Source organism: Candidatus Defluviilinea gracilis (assembly GCA_016716235.1).
Classification (GTDB): domain Bacteria; phylum Chloroflexota; class Anaerolineae; order Anaerolineales; family Villigracilaceae; genus Defluviilinea; species Defluviilinea gracilis.
This window is the reverse complement of record JADJWS010000001.1, coordinates 142,863-166,869: the sequence shown is the minus strand read 5'-3', so window position 1 is coordinate 166,869 and position 24,007 is coordinate 142,863. Positions and strand designations below refer to the sequence as shown.

The window sequence follows — 24,007 nt, the reverse complement described above, 5'->3', positions numbered from 1 at the left end:
TGGCTGAAACGTTCGTTCTATAAAAGATCGACCCTTTGTTGATTTACGCTGGAACTCTTTAACATTGAGCGACCTTAAAAAAACGAATGTTTTAAATAAACCGTAGGCTTTTCGTGTTGTACTTTTGAATAGTTATGCTAGAATGTGACCACGCTGAGATTTTGATGTGACGAACGAAGCGCATCTTGTAATCCCTTTCGATCTCTGAAACACAACAAAATATCTTCAATAATAGCCGCTGATGAAGCGGATAGATTTCACATTGGCAATCACCGCGCTGAGGAGCAATCAATGAACGCAGAACAAGCATGGCAGTCCGTGCTCGGACAACTACAGATGGAAATGCCCCGCGCATCGTTCGACACATGGGTGCGCGATACCAAGCCTGTTTCCTACCATAACGGAAGGCTTACCATCGGTGTCCGAAATGCATACGCCCGCGATTGGCTCGAGAATCGTCTCGCCAGCACGGTGAATCGCCTGCTTGTCAGTATCTTGAATGGCAGTGTGTCGGTTAGTTTTATCGTAAATGGCAATGACAAAGAGACCGAAGCGGAGGAATCGCGCGTTTCCCAGCCGGAGGCGCTCCCTGTCATCGAACAAAATCTCCGCAACACAACGCTCAATCCTCGCTATGTCTTCGAAAATTTCGTGGTTGGCTCCGGCAACCGCCTCGCCCATGCGGCTTGCCTGGCAGTGGCAGAGAAACCAGCCCGCGCCTACAACCCCTTGTTCCTTTACGGCGGCGTGGGGCTTGGCAAGACACACCTGCTTCACGCCATTGGCAACGCTTGTCACTCGCGCGGGTTGAGCGTGCTGTATGTTTCTTCTGAAGAGTTCACGAACGACATGATTACCGCCATCCGCACGCACACCACGCAGGCGTTCCGGGAGAAATATCGCTCAATTGATGTGCTGTTGATCGACGATATTCAGTTTATTGCCGGTAAAGAATCGACACAGGAAGAATTTTTCCACACGTTCAACACCCTGCATGGGCAGGATAAGCAGATCATCGTTTCGTCGGATCGCCCGCCGAAGTCGCTCGTTACGCTGGAGGAACGCCTCCGTTCCCGATTTGAGTGGGGACTCACGGCGGATATCCAGCCTCCCGATCTGGAGACCCGTCTCGCGATCCTGCGTTCGAAGGCAGAGCGGACTGGGCGACAGGTGTCTGATGATATTCTGGAAAGTATTGCGCGGCGGGTGCAATCGAACATCCGCGAGTTGGAAGGCGCGTTGAACCGGATTATTGCGTATGCCGATCTGAGCGGCGCCGCATTGACTCCAAGCCTTGTCGAAATGGCATTGGCTGATTTGATGCCTCAAAAGAAAAACATCCCTCCGAGCAAAATTCTTGAGGTCGTGGCTGAGATGGAAGGCGTGAACGTGGACGATTTGCTTGGGCAGAAACGTTCGGCAAAAATAGCGATCCCGCGTCAATTGGCAATGTATATTTTGCGGCAGTACATCGAAATCTCTTTGCCTCAAGTCGGTGAAATTCTCGGCGGGCGGGATCATACTACGGTTATGTATGCGACCAAGAAAGTGGACGAGAACGAAAAACTTAGAAATCGCGCTAGAAAAATATGGGATGCCTTAAATCAAGACCTGGTTAATTGACGGCATAATCGAACATTGTGGAAATGCGCATTCGGAGGCTGGGGAACTCCGAATGCGCATTTAAAAGGGTGGGGTGGCAGAGGGTGAGAAGCAGAATCCCCGTCGGAAACGAAGCGATGGGCTGTCCGAATCCTGTGTTATAATCCCGCCGCTCCCGAAAGATTTGGGAGCACCATCTTGCCTGGGACGGGCATTAAGCGTCCCTGAGCGGGTCATCATTCCCGCTAAACTCATCCACGGCACGCTGGCGAAAGGCGCCGCGCGTTGGGCTGTGGAATGTAAGGAGAAAAATGGCAGTTATCCCTATGAAGTCTCTGCTTGAGAGCGGCGTCCACTTTGGGCATCGCACGAACAAGTGGGACCCGCGCATGAAACCGTATATTTTTACGGAGCGCAACGGCATTCATATTATCGACCTGCAACAGACTTCCAAGTTGTTGAGCCAGGCGTTCAATGTGATCCGTGATACGGTCGCCAATGGCGGCACGGTGTTGTTTGTCGGCACGAAGCGGCAGGCGCAGGAAACCGTGGCGGTTGAAGCCGCGCGGTGCGGTATGCCCTATGTGACCGAACGCTGGATGGGCGGCGTTCTGACGAACTGGTCGACGATGCACGACCGCATTCAGGAATTTGAACGGCTCGAAAAAATGCGCGATAGCGGAGAAATTAACCGCCTGACTAAAAAAGAAGGATTGCTGATCGAACGCGAGATCGTCCGTTTGACCACCCGCTTCTCTGGTATTCGCAACATGAAGCGCCGCCCCGATCTGCTCTTTATCGTCGATGTGGGGCGCGAGGATTCGGCGGTGCGCGAAGCGAATTTGCTGGGGATTCCCATCGTTGCGATGGTGGATACGAACTGCAACCCGCAGAACGTGGATTATGTGATCCCCTCGAACGATGACGCGATCCGCGCCATTAAATTGCTTGTGGCAAAAGTGGCTGATGCGGTGTTGGAAGGCAAAGGTATGCGCAAGGACGATTCGGCGGAGGATATGCCGGCCGAGGACACCAAGGCGAAATCGGATAAGCCTGCCCGCCGCGCGCCCAAGGTTGTGGAGACCGATGTGGAGTTGGAAGATAACGCCCTCCTCGGAGAGGCAACTCTCGCCAAGATGAGCGCTTCGCGCAAGCCTGCCACAGAAGAAGTCCCTGCGGCTGAAATAACGGCGGAAGCAAAAGCCGAAGAAAAAGCAGAAAGCGCTGAATAAGCGGACCCTGCCATACAAGGAATTAACGGATGGAAATTACAATTGAAATGATCAAAGAATTGCGCGCCGCTACCAGCGCCGGCATGATGGATTGCCGCAAGGCGCTTGAAGAAGCGGGCGGAGACTTTCAAAAAGCGGTGGACTGGCTGCGTGAAAAAGGCATGGCAACCGCCGCCAAACGCGCCGATCGCGAGGCTTCGCAAGGTGTGGTCGAGTTATACTCGCACGGCGGCGGGCGCGTGGGCGTGATGGTGGAAGTGAACTGCGAATCCGATTTTGTGGCGCGTTCGGATAAATTCCGCGAACTGGCGCATGAACTCGCGTTGCAGATCGCCGCATCTGCGCCGCGTTACCTGAAAGTGGAAGATATTCCTGCTGAAGTGTTCGATCACGAGGCGGAGATCGCCCGCGCGCGCGCGAAGGAAGAGGGCAAGCCGGAGAACATCCATGAAAAGATCGTGCAGGGACGGCTCGAGAAATTCAAGGATGAGGTTGTCCTTTCACGACAGGCGTACATCCGCGATGAATCGATCACTGTGGAAAAGTTGATCCTTCAAACGGTTGCCGCCATCGGCGAAAATGTGGTTGTGCGACGCTTTCAGCGCTGGGAGTTGGGCGAGAGTTTGAACAATTAAAGTAAAATGACCAACCAGACGGTTGGTCATTTTTTTGAGCCTCTACCTCGCCCCCAAGTTTGAGGGCGAAGAGGCTTCAATATTTACCGCCAAGAGCGCGAAAACCGCGAAGAAAGAATTAAATTGTAGCGTTCTTAGAGAGTGCTTCTTAAGTCTGAACTTATTCTTTTTGAACACGGACTACGCGGAAAAAAAGACGGTTTTCTAAAGATTTTTTCCGTGGAAATCAGTGAAATCCGTGGCGTCCGTGTCAAAAAGAAGTTAAGAAACACTATCTTAGCAGTTCCACAAGGAGAAACATGAGCGATATCAAATATAAACGGGTCCTGCTCAAATTGAGCGGGGAGGCGCTTGGCGGCAAGTCTGGCTTTGGGATCGATGTGGATGAGGCGGAAGCCATTGCCGTGCGTATCAAGGAAGTGCATGAGATGGGCGTGGAAGTGGCGATCGTCATCGGCGCAGGCAACCTGTGGCGCGGCAAGCAGGGGCTGGAACGAGGCATGGATCGCGCCACCGCCGATTACATGGGCATGCTCGCCACAGTGATGAACGCCATGGCGTTGATGGACGCCCTGGAGCGCGGAGGCGTGTATACGCGCGTCATGTCCGCGATTGAGATGCGCGCAATCGCCGAACCCTATATCCGCCGCCGAGCCATCCGCCACTTGGAGAAGAGGCGGGTGGTCATCTTCGGCGCGGGAACGGGGAATCCGTTCTTTTCCACAGACACTGCCGCGGCGTTGCGCGCCAACGAGATCGATGCGAATGTCGTGATCAAGGCTACCAAGGTGGACGGCGTCTACGATTCGGACCCGAAGAAAAATCCCGATGCGAAGAAATTCGATAAACTTGGTTATATCGAGGTCATCAACCGTAGGCTGGAGGTGATGGACAGCACCGCCATCACCTTGTGTATGGAAAATAAGTTACCGATCCTGGTTGTCAATTTGTGGGACAACCATGCCCTGATCGGCGCGCTCAAAGGCGAGTCGGTGGGCACGGTCGTTGGCGACTGAGGATTTGGTTTGACGGCGTTCCTCGCAGTTTCGATTTCACTCTCGCGTTGTTTCAAAATAGCTCAAGGATCACGCTTCATATAGCGGTTTTTATTGTTTTGGTGTATCCTTGTCATTGAATAAATTTCACAATTCAGGAGACTGAAGTGATCAAAGATATCCTAGCCGATGCCGAACATCGAATGAAGAGCGCTCTTCAGGTCCTGCACGATGACCTGGCTGGAGTGCGCACGGGGCGCGCCAGCCCAGCCTTGGTGGAAAAACTCCCCATCGATTATTACGGCAACCCAACCCCGCTTATGCAACTGGCTTCGATCAGCGTTCCCGAAGCGCGGACGATCACCATCAAACCGTTCGACGCGTCTACGTTGAAAGCCATCGAAAAAGCGATTCAAACTTCGGACTTGGCGCTAAACCCCAACAATGACGGCAAGGTCATCCATCTCAACCTTCCGCCGCTCAACGAGGAACGCCGCCGCGATCTCGTTAAACATGTGCATCACCGTCTGGAAGAGTCGCGGATTGCCGTCCGCAACATTCGCCGCGACGCGCACAACGATATGCGCGATTTTGAAAAGGAAAAGTTGATCTCGGAAGACGATCTGGAACGCGGCGAAGAAGACCTGCAAAAACTCACCGACAAATATGTGGAAGAGATCGGCGTTCAAGGCAAGAATAAAGAAGCCGAGATCATGGAAGTCTAGCCGGTTCCATGGCAGACACCCCCTTTACCATCCCTCCCGATAGAATTCCCCGGCACGTCGCCATGATCATGGACGGCAACGGACGCTGGGCGCTTTCACGCGGGTTGCCCCGCCTCGCGGGCCATAAAGCCGGCACCGAGAACCTGCGGCGCGTTATCCGTTCTTCGGTGGAATTTGGCGTGAAGTATCTGACCATTTATGCCTTCTCCACCGAGAATTGGGGACGTCCGCCGGAAGAAGTCAAAGGTTTGATGTTCATTCTTGAGGATGTGATCGACCGTGAACTCGCCGAACTCAGCAAAGAGGGGGTGCAGTTGCGTCATATCGGGCGGCTCGAACGCCTTTCCCCGAACCTCCAGGAAAAAGTGTTAGAGGCGATCGACGCGACAAAAAATAACGACCGCCTGGTTCTGAGCGTGGCATTCAATTACGGCGGACGCGATGAAATCATCAACGCGATCCAACACATCATGAAAGACGGAGTGCCTCCCGAAGAGGTGACCGACGAATTGGTGAGTCGGTATTTGTACACAGCCGGCACACCCGACCCCGACCTCATCATCCGCACCTCCGGTGAATTGCGCGTGAGCAACTTCCTTATCTGGCAGGGCGCCTATTCCGAATGGTTCGTTACGCCGAAATATTGGCCCGACTTCGACCGCGAGGAATACCTGCGCGCGCTTGAAACTTTTGCCTCGCGCGACCGCCGCTACGGAAAGGTTTCCTCCAGCGAATACGAGGCGTCCAATGCCTAGTCGGATTTTGACAGCGATCCTATTGGCGGTCGTTGGCTTGCCAGCCATCATCTATGGGGGCGTTTTTTATTTTGTCGTCATGGCAATCGTTCTCGGCGGTTGCGCATGGGAATTCGTCCGCATGTATCGGGCTGTCGAGTTCGAACCCAATGAAAAGGTCACGGTCGGAGGCGTGCTGTTGATAGCCACAGTGCGCTTCTTTTTTGCGGATTATTCGATCCCCATCCTCGTTCTCACGATCATGTTTGCGATGATCGCGCATTTGATCTCGTTCGAGCGCGGGCGCGATAAAGCCGCGCTGGATTTCACTGTGACGGTTGCCGGCATTGTCTACATCGGGTGGCTGGGTTCATACCTGTTGGATATCCGTCTCTTACCGGGGGGAGGTTGGTGGCTCATGGTTGTGTTACCCATCATCTGGGCGGGGGATACGGGAGCGTATTCCATCGGCGCGGCATACGGCAAACATAAGATGACCCCGCGCCTCAGCCCCAAGAAAAGTTGGGAGGGCTACGCCGCGGGAGTTTTCACCGCCGTGCTCGAGGGCGCATTCTTTGCGTACGCGTTTTCGTCGTTGGGACCACAACCCCTCGGCGGTTCGATCACCCCTCTGCAAGGCGCGTGGATGGGATTGGTGATCGGCGCGCTCACCCCGCTTGGCGATCTCGGCGAAAGCATGTTCAAGCGTCAAAGCGGCATGAAAGATTCGAGTCACATCCTGCCGGGGCATGGCGGCTTCCTCGACCGCATCGATTCATGGATCTGGGGCGCGCCGCTCGGCTACTTTCTCATCCTATATTTCATTTTCTAACGGAGGACGAATGGCAAACATAAACGAACCCACCAGAAATCTTGCGCTCGAACTTGCGCGCGTCACCGAAGCCGCCGCCATGGCGGCGGGACGCTTCATGGGACGCGGAGATAAAGAAGCGGCAGACCAAGCCGCCGTCAACGCGATGCGGACCGTCCTCCAAACAGTGGATATGAACGGGATCATCGTCATCGGAGAAGGGGAGAAGGATAACGCGCCGATGTTGTTCAACGGCGAGACGGTGGGAAGCGGTTCTCCTCCCGACGTGGATGTTGCTGTCGACCCCATCGACGGGACTCGCCCTTTGGCATTTGGCAGATCGAATTCGCTGGCGACGGTTGCCATCGCCCCGCGCGGCACGATGTTTGACCCCGGTCCGTTTGTGTACATGAACAAGATCGCGGTGGGACCCGAAGCGAAGGGCAAGATCAATATCGAAAAGTCCATCACCGAAAATTTGAAAGCGATCGCGAAGGCGAAGAATAAAGAAGTGGAGGATTTGACCACGATCATCTTGGACCGCGACCGCCACAAGGAAATGATCGCCGAGATTCGCAAAGCGGGCGCGCGCATCCGCCAAATCCCCGATGGCGACGTGGGCGCGGCGTTGATGACGGCGTGGCCCAACTCCGGCGTGGACGTGTTGTTCGGCGTGGGCGGCACACCCGAAGGCGTGCTTGCCGCGTGCGCATTGCGCGCCATGGGCGGCGAGATCCAAGGCAAACTCTACGCGCGCGATGAAGACGAACTCCGCCGCGGACGCGAAGCGGGCTACGACTTTGAAAAAATTCTGACGATGGACGACCTCGTCTCCTCGGAGGATGTGTTCTTCGCCGCCACAGGCATCACCGACGGCGAATTCCTCAAGGGCGTGCGTTACTTCGGCGATAAAGCCAGCACCGATTCGCTCGTGGTGCGCGGGTTGACCGGCACCGTTCGCCAGATCACCGCCACGCATCGCATTGATAAACTCGATCAACTGGGCGCGGTGAAGTATTGATGTTTCTCACCGCGAAGGACGCGAAAGCCGCTAAGCTTGCACTGAGCAAAGCCGAAGTGGAAAAGAATTAACCTTTGCGTTTTTAGCGAACTTAGCGGTTGAATGTTTTCGTGTGTCTACAAAGGCATTGGCTTGACACTCCCTATCCTTGCACGTATAATCCCGCACGCCTTCCTCGATAGCTCAATCGGCAGAGCGAGCGGCTGTTAACCGCTAGGTTCCAGGTTCGAGACCTGGTCGAGGAGCTAACGACCAAATGATTTTGCCTCCAGCCATTGGGCTGGAGGCAAATTTTGTTGAAGAGTGATAACAACCAATAAGACAGGACTTACGCAGAAAGAGTATTTTGCCCGCTACTCTACGCCAATCCCCGCGAATTTTCAAAGGATTAGCGAAAATTCTCGAAGAGTAGTGGATCAATCTTGGGTTTTGCGTAAGTCCTATAAGATAAATTGTAGTTGACGCGAAAGGCGAAACAGCAGTATAGTAGTTATAGAAATTTCCAGAAGGAATTCGGATGGGAGTACTCCATGAATGCAACTACTCGAATCTTTGGCATGATAGTGTGGTTAGGCGGGCTGATCGTCACGGGGGCGCTCATCCTTTCGCTCACTGCCGCCCGCGTCGGGGAACACAAATCCAGCACGTACGGCAACGCTTACGTGCAGTTCCAAAATTCATGGGGCGGCGAGATCGGCATCATCCCGCCGTTATTCACCCTTCGCCGCTCGTATACAGAATCGGCATTCAACAAGGATGCGAAACAATACGAAGAGGTTGTCCGTACCGCGACCTATCCTCTTGTGCCAAAATCCATCGATATCGATTCGTCGGTGGAGTACGGCGAACAAGAACTCGACCTGCTGGTCTTCAACGCCTTCGAAACGCACAACACCGAAACCTATCTCATCGTCAACAAGACGCAATATACCGGCGACCTGCTCATCAAGGTGAGCAAGCCCGAAAATGCCAACCTGATGTACGACTACACCATCCGCATCCCTTCGCAGGGAAACCTGATCCTCCAACCCAGCATGGACGCGCCCCAGGCGCTGATTCCCGGCTTTGCCCCCGGTTCCGAGGCGGAGGTAATCGTCACCTATGCCACCAAAGGCATGGACGTGTTCAAATACAACCTGTCTGCTTACCAGAATAATGTGATCGAGCGCGTCACTGCCAAAGTTGTGATCAATGTGGATGAATTCGGCATCTATCGTTTTGGTCTACCCCACAACACCGAACTAACCAAAGATGGCGCGACAGTCGAATTCGACGTGGAAAATTTCTCTACCACCCAAGACCTCGGCATCACCTTTCTTGCGAAACAGCGTTATCTCGATTCCATCCAGAACCTGATCGGTTACTCGCCGATGTCCCTGGCGTTTTTTCTGATTGTGACCTTTATCTTCTCGCAGATATTCACGGTAAAATTTAACGCATTCCATTACCTGTTCGTCGGGATGATCGATCTCTTCTACTTCCTGTTCGTTGCCTACCTCATCCGTTTCTTTGGCGTCTTCCCGACCTTTGCCATCTCCATCGTCTTGACCGCCGCCATGTTTCTGTTATATGCCCCGAATGTGTTTGGCAAATGGTTTGCCTACCGGGTCGTGGGTGTATTCTTATTTCTGCTGACTGTGGTCTTTTCGCTGATCTTTCTCATGCCGATCTTCCGTGGTTTGCTTTTTGTTGTGTTGGTGTTCCTGATCTTCATGTCCATTATGGTCTTCGTCAGCCGTTCCGATATTTCCAAGTGGAGTATCGTCAGCGGCGAATAAATTCAAAGAGGAGAATTCTCATGCGGTCATTCATTTTCAACGACGCGATCACGTTCAAACTGGCAACACAGCGGGATAACAACAGCGCGAAGACGCAGGTGTTCTTTGGCGTGTTGCTTGGCGTGCTATTGCGCTGGGTGTACACCGTCGCTGTGGAGGTTGCCCGCACCGGCAACCCGTGGAATTTCGGCGTGTGGTACGTTATCCTTGCGCGTTTTGTCGCTTCATTAATCGTGACAGTTTTCGTTTTTTCGGGATATTGGGAAAAGTCCAAAGACCAGCCCGCCGATATCCGATTCTGGAACGCGGTAGCGTACGGCATTTCGATTGACGCCCTCATCGGTCCGTGGACGGTGTGATTCAAAATCATGTCATTCTCCCGAAATAGCATCGGGACGATGTGAGCGAAGCGAAGAATCTTCTCACTTGCGAGCGAGACCCTTCGGTCGCTATCGCTCCCTCAGGGTGACATAGCAATATAGAAATAAAAAGAGAAGCCTGCGCTTCTCTTTTTCGATTCATTCGCTCTTCGACTCGGTCTTACTCTTCGATTTCTTTTCGCCTTTGACATCGGACGAAGATTTCTCGGTTGCCTTCTCTCCTGAAGCGGACTTGTCCTCTCCATGCGCGTGACCGTGATCGTCAGACTTGGATTTGCTGCCTGTTGAAGCTTTTCCGCCCGAAGGAGATTTATTGTCGGTGGCGTAAAACCCCGAACCTTTGAAAATGACCTTGGTCGGGGTGATGACTTTTCTCAACGCTTTCTTTTTGCACTTGGGGCAGGTCTTGAGCGGGGCGTCATCGAACGATTGATGTTGTTCGAATTGCGAGCCGCAAGAACTGCAACGATAGGTATACACTGGCATAAGGCTCCTTACTTTCAACAGCGGGGCATTATAGTACGGGTGAAACAGGCAAGCAAGGGCAATGCCGTATGAGTTCTGTTAGCGGGCGCCCTATAACGTGGGGCGGGATGGAATCCCGCGCGCCAAAAATATGGCGGGATGCCATCCCGCCCCACGAATCACGGACTTATGGTTCCCATGGCAGGAGATTGATAAACGCTTCCAGCGTTGTTTCCGCTGTAACGCTCTGACGATACAAATAAAATATATTTTCCTTCCCTTGCGCCGATCTATCGCCAAGTCCCATTGCGGCGATGTAGCCTGCAGACTTCACGAGTTTCAGCGAAGCGTTGTCGTACGCGCCGAAGGGATAGGCAAAACTGTTGATGGGGACTTCGAGATATGACTCGAGTCTCCGCCGCGACTTGACGATCTCCTCCTCCTGTTTGGCGGGGCGCGTCGTCACATCGTGATGACTCAAACTGTGACTCCCGATCTCCCAGCCTGCTTCATACAAAGCGCGGATCTGAATCTTGTTCATGTAGCGCGTCGCGCCGATGTAGTTGTCCACGATGTAGGCGGTGCCTGTGAAGCCATAAATCTTCATGATGGGCAACGCCTCGGTGTAGACGGTTTCACTGCCGTCGTCGAACGTGAGCAGGATGGGACGAGAGGGAAGTTGCGCGCCGAAGTTGATGGCTTGCGTCAATTGTTCGACGGAGATCGTGCGGTATCCGCGCATGAACAAGTAGTTCATTTGATTTTCAAACTCATCGGGTGAAACGTAATACTCGCTGTCGGTTAGCGAGTAGCCGACGTGATGATAGAGAAGGATCGGAACGGTGACGTTGCCAGGTCCTTGAACGATGAATTCGGGAGTCAAAGTGCTCGTCGGGGTGAAGGTTGGAAGCGGAGTGAATGTTGAAGTGGGCGTGAAGGTTGGGAAGGGGGTGAACGTTTCAGTGGGGATAAACGTTGAGGTGTTTGGAACAGGCTGAAACGGCGTCAGAGACGGGCTGAGGGTGTGAGTCGGTTCGAGGGTTGGAGTCGGAGTCGGGGTGGCGATGAGTCCGAATCCCCCGCATCCTAAAATAAAAAATATCATCAGGACGAATCGTCCCGCAGGTTTTATGGGATGGGTTGTGTCGCGCATGGAAGCCTGCGGGACGGTTTGCTGTTTAGATCGGATGATTGATGTCCCACAAAATTCGCAAGCCGTCGAGCGTGAGCCACGGGGCGATGATCTGAATGACATCGGTCTCTTGCGCGACGATCTCAGCGAGACCGCCCGTTGCGATGACCTTCATCGTGGGACCGAGTTCTTTGCGAAAACGTTCGACCATGCCCTCGACCATGCTCACATACCCGAACAATAAACCCGCCTGCATCGCGTGGACTGTGTTGCGACCGATGACCGAAGGCGGGCGTTGCAAGTCAATGCGCGGAAGTTTTGCGGCGTGCGTGAACAACGCTTCGGTGGCGAGATTGATGCCCGCGGTGATCGCGCCGCCGAGATACTCGCCGTCTTTATTGACCGCGTTGAACGTGGTGGCTGTTCCGAAATCAATGATGCACGCGGGACCTTTATAGAGATATACGACAGCGACCGCGTCCGCGATTCGATCCGCGCCGACTGCGCGCGGGTCTTCGTATTTCACTTTGACGCCTGTTTTGATTCCCACGTCAATGACGAACGGCTCTTGATCCAAATATTCGCGGCAGGCTTGAATCACCCGCCCCGTCAGTTGTGGCACAACGGAAGCGAGACAAACCCCCGTGAGTTGTTTGGCGGTCACTTTTGCGTTTTGCAACAAGCCTTGCATTTGCAAACCATATTCGTCGGGCATGCGCGCATGATCGGTGGCAAGCCGCCAATGGGCGCCGAGATCGTTTCCATTGTACAAGCCCAGTGTGAGGTTGGTGTTGCCGAGGTCAATGACGAGGAGCATGGGGATGAAGAGAGTAGAGGCTTCGAGATTGGAGGGAGGTCATACCGTTAGGGAGCAACTTCAATGCGGATTTCTTTCAAGATGGCTGAAACCTCATCCTTTGAGCTGATATGTTGTCTAAGAACCTGTTCGGTTTTTTCAAGAACGCGATCGGCGGAAAGTTTTGCAATTTCCTGCCGCATAGATTGACCAATGTATAACTTAAGCAAGGCTTCCACAGACATATCACGGCCCGCCGCGATTTTTTCAAGGGTCGCCAGCGCGTCGGCGGGGATGTGAATTGTGACAGGTCTCGCCGCGCGAGGACGCAGGCGCAACTCAAATCCTTCTTCGGTTATGAGGGTTTCGTCAGTCTGCTTCTTCATAGACTTTCCTTTCGGCGCGGGTAGCGGGTCGGGCGGAAATGATCCGCGTGCGTGTCGCTCGCGCCGTATATACAGCCAGTAAAAGCCGCTGAGAGAAAGTATACCCGATTATAAAATCGCGTTCTTCTTTGCCGTCTGCCGAAGCGTCGCCTGTCTGAAAGAACGGATCAAGAAAAACTTCCACGGCTTCTTCGAAGGTCACGCCATGTTTTTGAATGTTGGCGGCGGCTTTGCTTTCATCCCATTCAAACTCCATGCCTTGAAGTTGGTATGTGATGTCCATGAACGGGTCCTTTTAATGGATGTTGCAGAAACGTGTTGAGGAAGTATACACGGAAACACGCGCGTACCTGCGCGCTGTTTACGATTTCACTTTCTCCACGATCTCCGCGACCATATCGTACTTGTGGAATTGGGGCATGATGTACACGCCTCCCGCCCACGCTTTTGCCTGCTCCACCAATTCGACCGCGATCTCCACCCCAGCCTTCACGCCTTCGTCGCCCGCCGCTTCGATCCGTTTCCGCGTCTCATCGGGAATCGAAATGCCAGGCACTTCGTTGTGTAAAAAGTTCGCGTGTTTAACGCCGACCAACGGCAGGATGCCGACCAGAATCGGCTTGTCCAGTTTGCCGTGTTTCGCTTCGTATGCTTCGAGTAATTTTGGTCCATCGTCCGCGCGGTAGACGGGTTGCGTGAGGAAAAAGTCTGCGCCCGCTTTTACTTTGCGATGCAGGTTTTTAATTTCGTTGTCCACATCGGGCGGACACAAATTTAACGCCGCGCCGACGAAGAAATTTGTGGGCTGACCGATGCTCGTGCCTGAATGGTCAATGCCTTCGTTGAATCCCTGCTGGATGAGTTTGATGAGACCCGACGGCACGAGATCGTAATTGTCCATCGCTTCGGGGTAATCGCCGATAGCGGTTGGGTCGCCCATCACAACAAAAATATTTCGGATGCCGAGCGCGTGCGCGGCGAGTAAATCTCCCTGCACGCGCAAAAGATTCCGTCCGCGCGTGGGGAAGTGGATCGTCGTCTCGACTCCCACTTTGCGTTGCACCACGTCGCACACCGCCCACGCCGACATTCGCATCCGCGCCATCGGCGAATCGGCGACGTTGATCACATCCGCGCCCGCGTCGGCGAGGAGAGACGCGCCCGCCAGCAGTTTGTGAGTCGAGAGTCCGCGCGGCGGGTCCATTTCTACTGAAATTGCAAATTCGCCGCGTTCCAATTTTTGCGCGAATTGAGTTGGGGGCTCGGTCTCGGAGACTTCCGAAGTCTCGAAGACTTCGGAAGTCTGAATCAACACCGAAGATCGCGCCGAAGAATCCAGCGCCTTCCTCATCGCGGCGACGTGTTGCGGAGTCGTGCCGCAACATCCGCCGACGATCACCGCGCCCGTCTCGCGGAACGACAGCGCGTAATCGCCGAAGTACTCCGCATCGGCGGGATACATGATTCGTCCGCCCACTTGTTCGGGCCAGCCCGCGTTCGGCTTCACCCAAAATTTCCCGTCTGGCACGGCTTGCTTCATCTGCTTCAAGATGCGCAACAGTTGCGCGGGTCCGCCCGAACAGTTGACGCCGATCACATCCGCGCCCGCGTCGCGCAATGTCCGCGCCACTTTCATCGGTTCATCGCCGAGCAAAGTTCTATCATCGCGCGTGAACGTGACCGACGCAACGACGGGCAGATCGCATGTCTCTTTCGCGGCTTTGATGGCTTCGCGGATCTCGTACAGATCGCTGAACGTCTCGATGACGATCGCGTCAACGCCCGCGTCCGCCAGCGCGCGGATCTGCTCCGCAAACGCCTCTCGCGCCTGCTCAGGCTGGACTCGCCCAAACGGAGCGATCCGCACCCCCAGCGGACCGACATCCCCCGCGACCAACACATCCTTGAACGACGCGGCAACGACGCGCTTGGCAAGGTCAACGCTGGCTTTGTTGATCTCTGCGACATCGTCCTGCAATCCGTGCTTGGTGAGTTTGAATCGATTCGCGCCGAACGTGTTGGTGATGATCAACTGCGCGCCCGCCTCGATGTACTCGCGGTGAATCTCCGCCACAGCGGAGGGATTGGTGAGATTGAGTTCATCGAAGCATTTATCGAATCCCACCCCGCGCGTGTGGAGCATGGTTCCCATCGCACCATCGGCGAGGAGGGTCTGGGAGGCTAGGATGTCTAAGAATTTATTTGTCATTGTTATCTCCGTAGAGCAATTTGCCAATTTGCTCTACATGTCATATTTGCAATAAGTCCACTTCCAACTTTTCCAATCGTCTACTAAACCTGCTTTGACTGGATTGTTGATCACATACTTGATAATACGTTCGAGTTCGGCTTCGTCCCGAACATAGTGGTCGTAATTTTCATGTTGCCAAAATGCGCCAGAACGCCCCAAAATTTGATTTGCTTCATAAGCAGTATAACGTTTGAGCGAGTGCATGATTTTCGCAAGTGAAAAGTACGTACCTTCTGGATTCTTGAGCGGCGCGCATACAAGATGCCCATGATTTGGCATGATGGAAAAAGTCTCCAGGTCGTAAACTTTACCATCTCGATAGAGTAAACTTTCCGCAACCAGATCTGCTATCTGTGGATTGGAGAGATATTTTTCGCCATGAGCGAGCATGTCAAGCGCGTCATCCCATTTGCCGAAAAGGCGGCGATGCGCCAAATAGAGTTGTTTTTCTCGTTCCTTGTTGTCGGAAATCCGAGCAATTTTCTTTTCGGTTTCGTCCTTTTCTATTCTTAGTTTCTCAATTATCTCTTTGGGAAGCGAATTTGCTAGTCTGAAAGTAATGAATAGCGTTGCTCCCTCAGGCTGGATATGGGGAAGGTTTCGGCGGTAGTAATTCTTGTAGGAAAATTGACTCACGGGAGGCTCCTGTAGAACAAATTGGCAATTTGTTCTACCGCATTAACTGCTCAACTCTGGTTTCGCCGAGCGTGTAATATTTCGCGTCTTTGTGCGGAACGACGATGGCGGCGGTAGATTCTTCAGGGATGATCTGCCCCGAATCGGAAAGCCCCAGCCCAAGTTCGGATTCGGCGGCGGGGAGCAGTTTGAAGACTTTGAAGTGATCTTCAAGAATTGGGATGGCGGGATAGCCCCACGAGTAGCGTTTGCCTTGTTTCGCGCCGAGTCCCAGCTCGCGGCGGATGTGTTGGTGATGATCAACTGCGTACCCGCTTCGATGTGCTCGCGGTGAATCTCTGCCACCGCAGAAGGATTCGTGAGGTTGAGCTCATCGAAGCATTTATCGAATCCTACTCCGCGCGTGTGGAGCATCGTCCCCATCGCGCCGTTGGCGAGGAGGGTGGTGTTCGAAAGCCTTTCCAGAAAAGTTGGTTGAGTCATGATCTTTTTCCAATCTTGTACTGAATCTTACGAGAAATATCTAATTGCCACAAGAATCCATAATCCAATTACGGCGGCGATGGTTTCAGGCACAGATGAAATAATTGCAAGCAAAGCGCCACCCCATGAATAAAATAGGACGTACGGAGAGAGACACGGCGAAGCCGCCATGGCATATTCAAGTTTCCGTTTTCGCAGTGCGGTTACAAATAATGCAAGACCAACAGGGATAGACATGGGCCATAGACTGGCGTTCCACCACAGATCAGAATAACTAGCCGCTTTAAATGGCCAAAAGCCAAATAAGGCAAAGGAGATGAACAATACGACAGTAAACGGCGCAAAAGTTTTGAAAACTTGTTTCCAACCACCGTGCCGCCATGTTTCAATTAACCAAAACGGAGCTACTGCCAAACCGACTTGTGGTTTGATGGATATGAAAAACAGGCCAATTTGTGGCGGGAGAACAAAGCCAAGAACAGCCAGCCAATCCAGATTTCCGTTCAAGAGGACGTGAAGGACGAGCGGAGATATAAGCAGAAATACAACTGATATCGGTTTTGCTCCCAGTTGATGCGCGACAACAGCATAGGATGCAATGCCAACGAAGATCAGCATAACTCTGCCCACAGTCTCTGGAAGTAGCGCAAATGGGGTTAGCATGAGCAATCCCCATGGGGCATGAACGATTAGCGGGCTGTCATACGGCGAGCGCCCAGATAATAAATTTAGAACAGCAGGACGAAACGCCGTTGTCCAGTCAATGGCAGGTGGCACAAAGGGCGCAAGCACGAAACTTAATCCTAGCGCCACGATAAAACCAATGACAATTCGATGAAAGTTGCTGTTTTTTAAAATACGGCTCATTGTTTCATCAACTGTTCCACCCGCGTTTCTCCGAGCGTGTAATATTTCGCGTCTTTGTGCGGAACGACGATGGCGGCGGTGGATTCTTCGGGGATGATCTGTCCTGAAACGGAAAGCCCCAGCCCAAGTTCCAATTCGGCGGCGGGGAGCAGTTTGAAGACTTTGAAGTGATCTTCAAGAATCGGGATGGCGGGGTAGCCCCACGAGTAGCGTTTGCCTTGCTTTGCGCCGATCCCCAACTCGCGGCGGATGTGATTGTGGATATAGTCTGCGGTCGCTTCGGCGGCTTGGACGGCGAGTCCATGCACGAAGTAGGCTTCGGTGTAATCGTTGGCGGCTTGCAACTCTTCAAATAGAGCGGTGGCGGCTTTGCCGACGGTGACGATTTGTAACGCGACCGTATCCAACTGACCCGATTCGACCGAAGCGAAATAATCCGAAAGCGCGAGGAAATCTCCGTTCGGCTGGCGCGGACAAATCAAACGCGCCGCTTCTTTTTTACCTTGCGCGTCGGCATAGACGATCAATTCCTCGCCGTCGGCTTGACAGGCGAAGTAACCGTACACCGCCTGCGGTTTGAGCCAGCCGCGTTTGGAGCCATCTTTGCTCATCGAGATCAGGCGCGCGTCAAATTCTTTTTTCAACTTATCCCATTCGGCGCCGTGTGTGTTCTTTGCGCCCCACGACAAACGATACAACTCGTTGATGTTGAGATGTTGCATAACCATTTCGAGCGGCATATCTTTGACGATGCGCTGTCCGAGTTTTTCGGGCAAGGGAATCGGCGCGGGGACGACGTTCGAGCGTTGTCCGCTTGGCGCGGCGGTTTCGGTCTGCGCGGCATGGCTCAATTCCATCGCCGATTCTTTGAGCATTTTTTCCACTAGATCGAAACGCTTTTCTTCGTCAATCAGCGCGTCCATTGTGTCCAAGCCTTCAAACGCGTCTTTGCAATAGAAGACGCCTGACTCGTAGAAGTCTCCGCTTTCGGTTTGCAAAATTCTACGCCCGAAGCGGCGATTGATCGCCGCGCCGCCGATCAGCACGGGGATTTGATGCTTGCGCCGATGCAGTTCGTTGACGATGAGCGGCATCTGCTTGGACGTGGACACCAACAAAGCAGACAAGCCAATTGCGGTCGCGTTGTTTTCAATAGCCTTCGTAATGATCGTCTCAGCAGGGACTTGTTTGCCCAAGTCCACGACGGTGTAGCCGTTGTTCGCCAAAATGGTCTTGACCAGATTCTTGCCAATGTCATGCACGTCGCCATAGACGGTGGCAATGACGACCGTTCCCTTTGTGACGCCTTCCATCTTTTCGAGATAATTTTCGAGATGCGCGACGGTCTTCTTCATCACTTCAGCGGATTGAAGCACGAAGGGCAGAATCAATTCGCCCGCGCCGAACTTGTCGCCGACTTCTTTCATGGCGGGGAGCAGGACGTTGTTGAGGGTGTGGACGGCTACTTCGTGTTTCGATGGAACTGGCTCCCTTCCCCCTTCGGGGGAAGGGTTGGGGATGAGGGAGGTCGCGGAAGCTTCCTCCAAAGCAATCCAAATTTCGTTCAGAACAGATTCTGTATCTTTTAGAACATCATTATTCCAGAATCTCAGAACTCGAATTCCTTGTTCGTTCAAAATCTTCGTGCGTTCGTCATCATATTTTGCTTGCTTGTCTTCTAGGTGACCACTCCCATCAAGTTCAATCGCCAGCTTTGCTTCATGGCAATAGAAGTCGAGAATATAACTTGCAATTGGATGTTGCCTGCGAAATTTGGCATCATGAATCGCACGATTGCGAAGAAGCTGCCACATTAATTTCTCGGCATCAGTTGCATTTTGACGAAGTTCGCGGATGCGTTCTTTGAGTTCGTCGGGGAGGCGTGGGTTGTACTTGCGCGGCTTGCCCTCACCCTCGCCCTCTCCCGAAGGGAGAGGGGATTCCCTTCCCCCTTCGGGGGAAGGGTTAGGGAGGAGGGAGCGATTGATAATCTCATCAATATCCGCTTCCACGCCGTCTTTGAAGCGGTGGACGATCTTCCAGTGAAGTTTTTGTTCGGAGGTCATGCCTTCGGTGGGGTCGGCGACTGTATTGTCTGAGATTTCTACATTTTCAAAATGTTGAATGAATCTCTGCAAAGCATCTCCACGGCGATTGAAAATTAGATCTTCGCACAGGTCGCGCTCTTCTTGATCAATTTCCGCATACGGCTTGACGTGCGCCGCGTTGACGATCGCCATATCCAAACCAACTTGCACGCAGTGATAGAGCATGACCGAGTTCAAGGCGGGGCGGGCTTGCGCGGCAAACCCAAAGGACAGGTTGCTCACGCCCAGCGAGGTCATCACGCCTGGCAGTTTTTCTTCGATGAGGCGAATGCCTTCGATAGTTTCTTTAGCGGAGTCGATAAATTCCGCGTCGCCTGTTGCGAGCGTGAAGGTCAGATCGTCGAAGACTAAGTCTTCGGCTTTGAGTCCATGCTCGTTGACGGCGATGTCGTAGATGCGTTGCGCCACTTCATATTTATGTTGCGCGGTTTTCGCCATGCCTTTTTCGTCAATCGTGAGACAGATGACGGCGGCGTTATATTTTTTGGCGAGCGCGAAAATTTTATCGGCTTTGGTGCGACCCGCTTCCAGATGCGTGGAGTTGATCAAGCAACGCCCAGGCGCGGTTTGCAAGGCGATCTCCAAAACGTCCACTTCGGTGGAATCAATGACGAGCGGAACGTCCACGCCCATTTGCAATTTCTTGATGACCTTGCGCATCTGTTCGCCTTCGTCGGCGCGTTCGGTGACAGCGACGGAAATATCCAACGCGTGCGCGCCGCCAGCCACTTGATCGCGGGCAATATCTAAAATGCCGTCGTAATCTTCTTCGAGCAGGAGTCGCTTGAACTTGCGCGAACCTTGCGCGTTACAGCGTTCGCCGAGCAGGGTGGGGGCGGGGTCTTGACGCATGGCAATCGCCGACATTGCAGAGGCAAGCTGAGGCGTAGTCTGAAGCGGTTGTCTATCGGGCAATTGGTAATCGGCAAGTTTATCCACCAAAAGTTTGAGATGCGCGGGCGTCGTGCCGCAACATCCGCCAACCACACGCACATGATGCTTCGTCACAAATTCGTACATGTCATTCGCATACGGTTCAGGTTCAAGCGGATATACAGCCTGCCCGTCCACGTTGAGCGGAAGTCCCGCGTTGGGGATGCACGAAACGGGGAGCGTGGAATTTTCGCCGAGGAATCGAATCGGCTCGCGCATGTGTTCGGGTCCTGTGGAGCAGTTGAGACCGATCACGTCAATGCCCATGCCTTCGAGGATCGTCAGCGAGGCGTTGATGTCGGTGCCGAGCAACATGCGTCCCGTCGTGTCGAGCGTGACCTGCGCCTGAATCGGCAAATAGATTTGAGTCTTTTCAAAGGCTTGATGCAGACCCGCGATCGCGGCTTTGACTTCGAGGATGTCTTGCGACGTTTCGATGAGCAGGACATCCACGCCGCCTCGAATCAGACCTTCAGCCTGCTCGGCGAACGCGGCGATCAACTCATCGTATGTGACGTTCGACAGGTCGGGGTCGTTGGTGGAGGGAAGTTTGCCGCTCGGTCCAATCGAGCCAGCGACGAATCTTGGTTGACCTGTTTTCTCGGCGTATTCATTGGCGAGTCGTTTTGCCAATTGCGCCGCCGCCATATTGATTTCAATGATTCTGTCTTGCAAGCTATATTCCACCATCGTCAAACGATTCGAGCGGAAGGTATCCGTTTCAAGAACGTCCACGCCGACTTCAAGAAACGACCGATGGACTTTTTCCACGGCTTCGGGATATGAGATGACGAGGTAATCGTTGCATCCGTTATATTGTTCGCCGCCGAAATGTTCGGCAGTCAGGTTTTGCACTTGCAGGCTCGTTCCCATCGCGCCGTCGAAGACGAGGATTTTCTTCTCGAGGGCGTCGAGGTACGAGCGGTTGGTGTATTTGCGATTAGACATTATTACTCCTAAGATGGTCTTCCCATTTTGACGATGTTAAGCTTCTCAATTCTTCACATAATCCTGTATCCAAAGATTCTGGCAATCCAACACCTAACTCTAACTTAATAATTTCATCAAGAAAATTTTCAATTTCCCTTGTTGTGTTTGGTGAAACATCTTGATACTGATTCGACTCGGAAACCCGCCATAAATATTTGCAAAGCGAACTTCCCATTCTTGCGAGTAAAACGTTTTTAAAAGTTAGCTCATTATGGGCAAAAACAATTTCATCAAAGGCGGTTAATAACCCTCCGAGCAATTCTCGAAAATTGTAACCATGTAAATCCTGTCCCTTAAACCCATGTTGAACTTCTAGTTTGTCGAAGTATTTACCGCAAAGTTTATACGCGACCATAATTTTCCCCATCCTGTAATCGGTGATTTCAAAGCTTGGTTCTTCGCTCATTCCTCCTAGAACTCGAAGAATATTGTCAATCCCATTACATAGATCAAAGTCCAAATTATGATCTGATCTAATTTCCATAATATAAAAGTTACATAGCTGTGAGAAATATCTATGTGCATATTGTTTAGGTATTGATTGATACGTCCAATAAAGTACAGGTTCAATGTTTTGTGTAAACCATAGCGTTGATGTTATTGTCTTTTTGCTCTCTACTTGAATTTGATTTGGGATATCGGATACTGGATGCCATTCAGAATCAAGCCTTCTTTTTGCAAGCCATACATCCCCATTCGTAAATACCACGAACTCGGCTTGGAGAAAATTGGCATAACTTATTCCTTGTTTGAAGGCTTCTTCTTTATTCGTTTCATCCTGTTTTTTGCATTCAAGTACGGCGACAGGGGAATTGTTGTAGTAAAGCACAATGTCGGCAGGAAAATAGTTTCTACCGATTTTACATTGCACTTCGATTTGTATATTATTAATGTTGTATCCATAGGTTGACAATAATTCAAATAAAGCCCATTGACGAACTTTTTCCTCGGGCGTTGTATTTCTCTCAAATAAATACTTTTTAGGATCTATTTCATAAAATGATTTTGGCGGCATACTATTTTCCTTCTATGTTCAAGCTTCCAATCCTTGCGCATCTTCCAGCGCGGGGTGGTTGCGATGGGGTGATTCGGTGGGCTAAAGCCCTGCCTCAGTACGTGGAAGTCCGCTACAGCGGACTAGCCGCAGTTTGCAGATTCCCATTTTCTGCGCATATTAGATTGCCAATACATTGGATGTTGTCGCCGTCTACAATAATTCCGTCGCCATCATTACATCCGAATATTTTGCGCTTTTGGGTAACAGAATATTCGATCAGCTTGGCTTCTGGCGACTCGATTTGGTTTATGTGAGGCAGGAAGGCGAAGTCAACGAAATTTAGCGCGGAAAGGTCGTTTAGATTATGCGATGGTTGCTCTCCGCAAAGGCAAGTCGTTGATATTTCTGGTGTCATCAGGATCGCGCCAGCGCTTACGCCAATCAACACGCCGCCGTTTGCCACATAGTCTCTTAGAAGGGGGATAAATCGTCGTGCGCGAAGCCAGTATAGAAAATTATAAGTGGAGCCTCCCGACAAATGAATTGCATCACAGGCAAGAAGGTCTTCGATCTTTTCAGGATCGTACTCGGTTTCCAATTCAAAATAGACGGACAAGTTGGCGTTCAATGATTTGTAATAAGCCTGTTGCTGTTCGAACCAGGCTCTTTTAGGATCGGCTGAGGAAGGAATATATCCAATCACTGGATGTTGCTTGCCAATTAAATTGAGCAACCGTTCATCCATGGCTGATGACCGTTCAATTTGTTGATCGCTGTAAAAAGCTAATTTACGACTCATTATTTGATCCCTTGCGCATCTTCCAGCGCGGGTGGTTAGACCTCCGAGTTCTTAGAGAACTCGGAGGTCTTGATTATTTCGCGCCTTTCTGCGCCGACGAACTCCCGTCATTCCAAAAAATCTTTTGCGTAATGCCGCTGATCTTCCAAGCGCCAGTCTCTAGCCGCTTCAATTGAAACGTATAAAAACAGTGACTGGCGGATACTTCAACGTCATTGTTGCGCCAGACCATCATCGAAGCGCGGCAGGTCGCGGAGTTTGCATCGGCGAAGTCAATTTCGTAATTGCTCACCAGATGATGCAGTTTCAACGCGTCCAGCGATTCGCGGCGCAGGCGCACATATTCGCTGGCGGTAATCGTCTCAGGCGGCGTGCCGCGCAGGTCGGCATAATCCGTGAAGATGGATTCGGTGAAGCAGGCTTGCAGTCCGTCCCAGTCCTTCAGGTCAAAACTGTTGGCGAAGCGGGCGATCACGGCTTGAATGGCGAGGTGGTCGTCAATGCTTATTCCCATGGATTTACAATCTCCACAGTTGCACCTTCAAAGTCGCCAACGTTGCGCGTGACCAGCGTCATCTTTTTTGCCAGCGCCGACGCGGCGATGAGCGAGTCGATGGCAGGCATGGCCTTGCCAACGGATTCGAGTCGCGCGGTCAATGTGCCCCATGCGATGAGAATGTCTGTGTCGAGAGCGACAACGTTCCCTTCAAAGCGGACGAGTAAATCTTCCTTGAGCCAACTTTGCAAGTCCGTTTTGCGGCGGGATTTTGGTAACTTCTCGATACCTTTGACGATCTCGCCGATGGTGATGACGCTCAAGAACACGTCTTCGGGGTCGAGCAGGTCCACATACCCGACTACTTTTGGATTGGGCTTCTTTGAGACCAGCTCGGAAATTACGCAGGTGTCGAGCAGGGCTTTCATGCTTTGAATCCCTTGCGCGGCAGGCTTTTGTCGCGTTTCAGGTCGAGACCAGCCAGCGGGGAGGCTTGGAAGAACTCGGAAAGTTTGCCCTGCGACTTGCGGAGTTTCTCGTACTCATTGTAAGAGACCACAACGACGGTTTTCTCGCCGTGCCGCGTAATGAGTTGGGGTCCTTGCTTGAGGGCGCGCGCAATCACCTCGCTCAATTTATTTTTCGCATCCTGGATCTGCCAAGCGTCGTTCATCAGAATCTCCTTTCGTGTCTAGTCGGTCTAGATTTTATCACAGACCGATCGCCGCGAAACAAAAACGCCTCTCACAGTGAGA

The 24,007-nt window shown here is 52.4% G+C and carries 24 protein-coding genes, 1 tRNA gene and 1 pseudogene; 11 read left to right on the top strand and 15 right to left on the bottom strand.

The genetic code is table 11. The features are described 5' to 3' along the window. The first annotated feature begins 291 nt into the window (after nt 1-291). The 11 genes from dnaA (at nt 292) to IPM31_00745 (ending at nt 9,892) form a co-directional block, all read left to right on the top strand. Nucleotides 292-1,623 carry a chromosomal replication initiator protein DnaA gene (gene dnaA, locus IPM31_00795; protein MBK9005509.1) on the top strand — a complete coding sequence of 444 codons (1,332 nt, stop codon included), beginning with the start codon at nt 292-294 and terminating at the stop codon, nt 1,621-1,623. Between the two features lie 290 nt (nt 1,624-1,913). Next, nucleotides 1,914-2,834 (top strand): 30S ribosomal protein S2, encoded by a 921-nt coding sequence (gene rpsB, locus IPM31_00790; GenBank protein ID MBK9005508.1) that lies wholly within the window; start codon nt 1,914-1,916, stop codon nt 2,832-2,834. A gap of 29 nt (nt 2,835-2,863) precedes the next feature. Then, the gene (gene tsf / locus IPM31_00785; GenBank protein ID MBK9005507.1) at nt 2,864-3,469 is read left to right on the top strand and encodes a translation elongation factor Ts; all 606 of its coding nucleotides are present in this window, start codon (nt 2,864-2,866) and stop codon (nt 3,467-3,469) included. Nucleotides 3,470-3,768: 299 nt separating this feature from the next. After that, entirely contained in the window at nt 3,769-4,485 is a 717-nt protein-coding gene (locus tag IPM31_00780; protein ID MBK9005506.1) for a UMP kinase, read from the top strand. A 146-nt stretch (nt 4,486-4,631) separates the two neighbouring features. Further along, entirely contained in the window at nt 4,632-5,189 is a 558-nt protein-coding gene (gene frr, locus IPM31_00775; GenBank protein MBK9005505.1) for a ribosome recycling factor, read from the top strand. Nucleotides 5,190-5,197: 8 nt separating this feature from the next. Continuing rightward, nucleotides 5,198-5,944, top strand: coding sequence for a di-trans,poly-cis-decaprenylcistransferase (gene uppS / locus IPM31_00770; protein MBK9005504.1), 747 nt, complete (start codon nt 5,198-5,200; stop codon nt 5,942-5,944). Next, nucleotides 5,937-6,755 carry a phosphatidate cytidylyltransferase gene (locus IPM31_00765; GenBank protein MBK9005503.1) on the top strand — a complete coding sequence of 273 codons (819 nt, stop codon included), beginning with the start codon at nt 5,937-5,939 and terminating at the stop codon, nt 6,753-6,755. Before uppS ends, IPM31_00765 begins: the two co-directional genes overlap by 8 nt. Before the next feature lie 10 nt (nt 6,756-6,765). Next, nucleotides 6,766-7,755 carry a class II fructose-bisphosphatase gene (glpX, locus tag IPM31_00760; protein ID MBK9005502.1) on the top strand — a complete coding sequence of 330 codons (990 nt, stop codon included), beginning with the start codon at nt 6,766-6,768 and terminating at the stop codon, nt 7,753-7,755. A gap of 172 nt (nt 7,756-7,927) precedes the next feature. Continuing rightward, nucleotides 7,928-8,000: transfer RNA gene (locus IPM31_00755), tRNA-Asn, on the top strand. A gap of 285 nt (nt 8,001-8,285) precedes the next feature. After that, complete coding sequence (locus IPM31_00750; protein ID MBK9005501.1) at nt 8,286-9,533, top strand: hypothetical protein; 1,248 nt, start codon at nt 8,286-8,288, stop codon at nt 9,531-9,533. A 20-nt stretch (nt 9,534-9,553) separates the two neighbouring features. Next, nucleotides 9,554-9,892, top strand: coding sequence for a hypothetical protein (locus IPM31_00745; protein ID MBK9005500.1), 339 nt, complete (start codon nt 9,554-9,556; stop codon nt 9,890-9,892). 159 nt (nt 9,893-10,051) lie between these two features. Here the strand turns inward: IPM31_00745 and IPM31_00740 are convergent, their stop codons facing one another. The 15 genes and pseudogenes from IPM31_00740 to IPM31_00670 form a co-directional block, all read right to left on the bottom strand. Beyond that, the gene (locus IPM31_00740; GenBank protein ID MBK9005499.1) at nt 10,052-10,399 is read right to left on the bottom strand and encodes a zinc ribbon domain-containing protein; all 348 of its coding nucleotides are present in this window, start codon (nt 10,397-10,399) and stop codon (nt 10,052-10,054) included. 166 nt (nt 10,400-10,565) lie between these two features. Further along, on the bottom strand, nt 10,566-11,531 hold the full coding sequence (locus IPM31_00735) for a polysaccharide deacetylase family protein (protein MBK9005498.1): 966 nt from the start codon (nt 11,529-11,531) through the stop codon (nt 10,566-10,568). 25 nt (nt 11,532-11,556) lie between these two features. Beyond that, a complete protein-coding gene (locus IPM31_00730; GenBank protein MBK9005497.1) occupies nt 11,557-12,327 on the bottom strand; it encodes a type III pantothenate kinase in 771 nt (256 codons plus the stop codon). A 47-nt stretch (nt 12,328-12,374) separates the two neighbouring features. Next, entirely contained in the window at nt 12,375-12,692 is a 318-nt protein-coding gene (locus IPM31_00725) for a ribbon-helix-helix protein, CopG family (GenBank protein MBK9005496.1), read from the bottom strand. After that, nucleotides 12,676-12,975, bottom strand: a complete 300-nt coding sequence (locus IPM31_00720) for a BrnT family toxin (GenBank protein MBK9005495.1) — start codon at nt 12,973-12,975, stop codon at nt 12,676-12,678. Before IPM31_00720 ends, IPM31_00725 begins: the two co-directional genes overlap by 17 nt. A 78-nt stretch (nt 12,976-13,053) precedes the next feature. After that, nucleotides 13,054-14,901 (bottom strand): bifunctional homocysteine S-methyltransferase/methylenetetrahydrofolate reductase, encoded by a 1,848-nt coding sequence (locus IPM31_00715; GenBank protein MBK9005494.1) that lies wholly within the window; start codon nt 14,899-14,901, stop codon nt 13,054-13,056. A 33-nt stretch (nt 14,902-14,934) separates the two neighbouring features. Next, nucleotides 14,935-15,579, bottom strand: a complete 645-nt coding sequence (locus IPM31_00710; protein MBK9005493.1) for a transposase — start codon at nt 15,577-15,579, stop codon at nt 14,935-14,937. Nucleotides 15,580-15,613: 34 nt separating this feature from the next. Then, nucleotides 15,614-16,062, bottom strand: a pseudogene (locus tag IPM31_00705) (hypothetical protein). Nucleotides 16,063-16,089: 27 nt separating this feature from the next. After that, nucleotides 16,090-16,929 carry a hypothetical protein gene (locus IPM31_00700; GenBank protein MBK9005492.1) on the bottom strand — a complete coding sequence of 280 codons (840 nt, stop codon included), beginning with the start codon at nt 16,927-16,929 and terminating at the stop codon, nt 16,090-16,092. Then, complete coding sequence (locus tag IPM31_00695; GenBank protein MBK9005491.1) at nt 16,926-20,918, bottom strand: homocysteine S-methyltransferase family protein; 3,993 nt, start codon at nt 20,916-20,918, stop codon at nt 16,926-16,928. The genes IPM31_00700 and IPM31_00695 overlap by 4 nt, the downstream gene beginning before the upstream one ends. Next, entirely contained in the window at nt 20,911-21,975 is a 1,065-nt protein-coding gene (locus IPM31_00690; protein ID MBK9005490.1) for a type I restriction enzyme HsdR N-terminal domain-containing protein, read from the bottom strand. Before IPM31_00690 ends, IPM31_00695 begins: the two co-directional genes overlap by 8 nt. A 112-nt stretch (nt 21,976-22,087) precedes the next feature. Then, on the bottom strand, nt 22,088-22,756 hold the full coding sequence (locus IPM31_00685) for a Type 1 glutamine amidotransferase-like domain-containing protein (protein ID MBK9005489.1): 669 nt from the start codon (nt 22,754-22,756) through the stop codon (nt 22,088-22,090). A 73-nt stretch (nt 22,757-22,829) separates the two neighbouring features. Then, nucleotides 22,830-23,270 (bottom strand): nuclear transport factor 2 family protein, encoded by a 441-nt coding sequence (locus IPM31_00680; protein ID MBK9005488.1) that lies wholly within the window; start codon nt 23,268-23,270, stop codon nt 22,830-22,832. After that, nucleotides 23,261-23,680: a type II toxin-antitoxin system VapC family toxin gene (locus IPM31_00675; GenBank protein ID MBK9005487.1), complete on the bottom strand. Its 420-nt coding sequence runs from the start codon at nt 23,678-23,680 to the stop codon at nt 23,261-23,263. Before IPM31_00675 ends, IPM31_00680 begins: the two co-directional genes overlap by 10 nt. Then, on the bottom strand, nt 23,677-23,925 hold the full coding sequence (locus tag IPM31_00670; protein MBK9005486.1) for a type II toxin-antitoxin system Phd/YefM family antitoxin: 249 nt from the start codon (nt 23,923-23,925) through the stop codon (nt 23,677-23,679). The genes IPM31_00675 and IPM31_00670 overlap by 4 nt, the downstream gene beginning before the upstream one ends. Nucleotides 23,926-24,007: the final 82 nt, after the last annotated feature.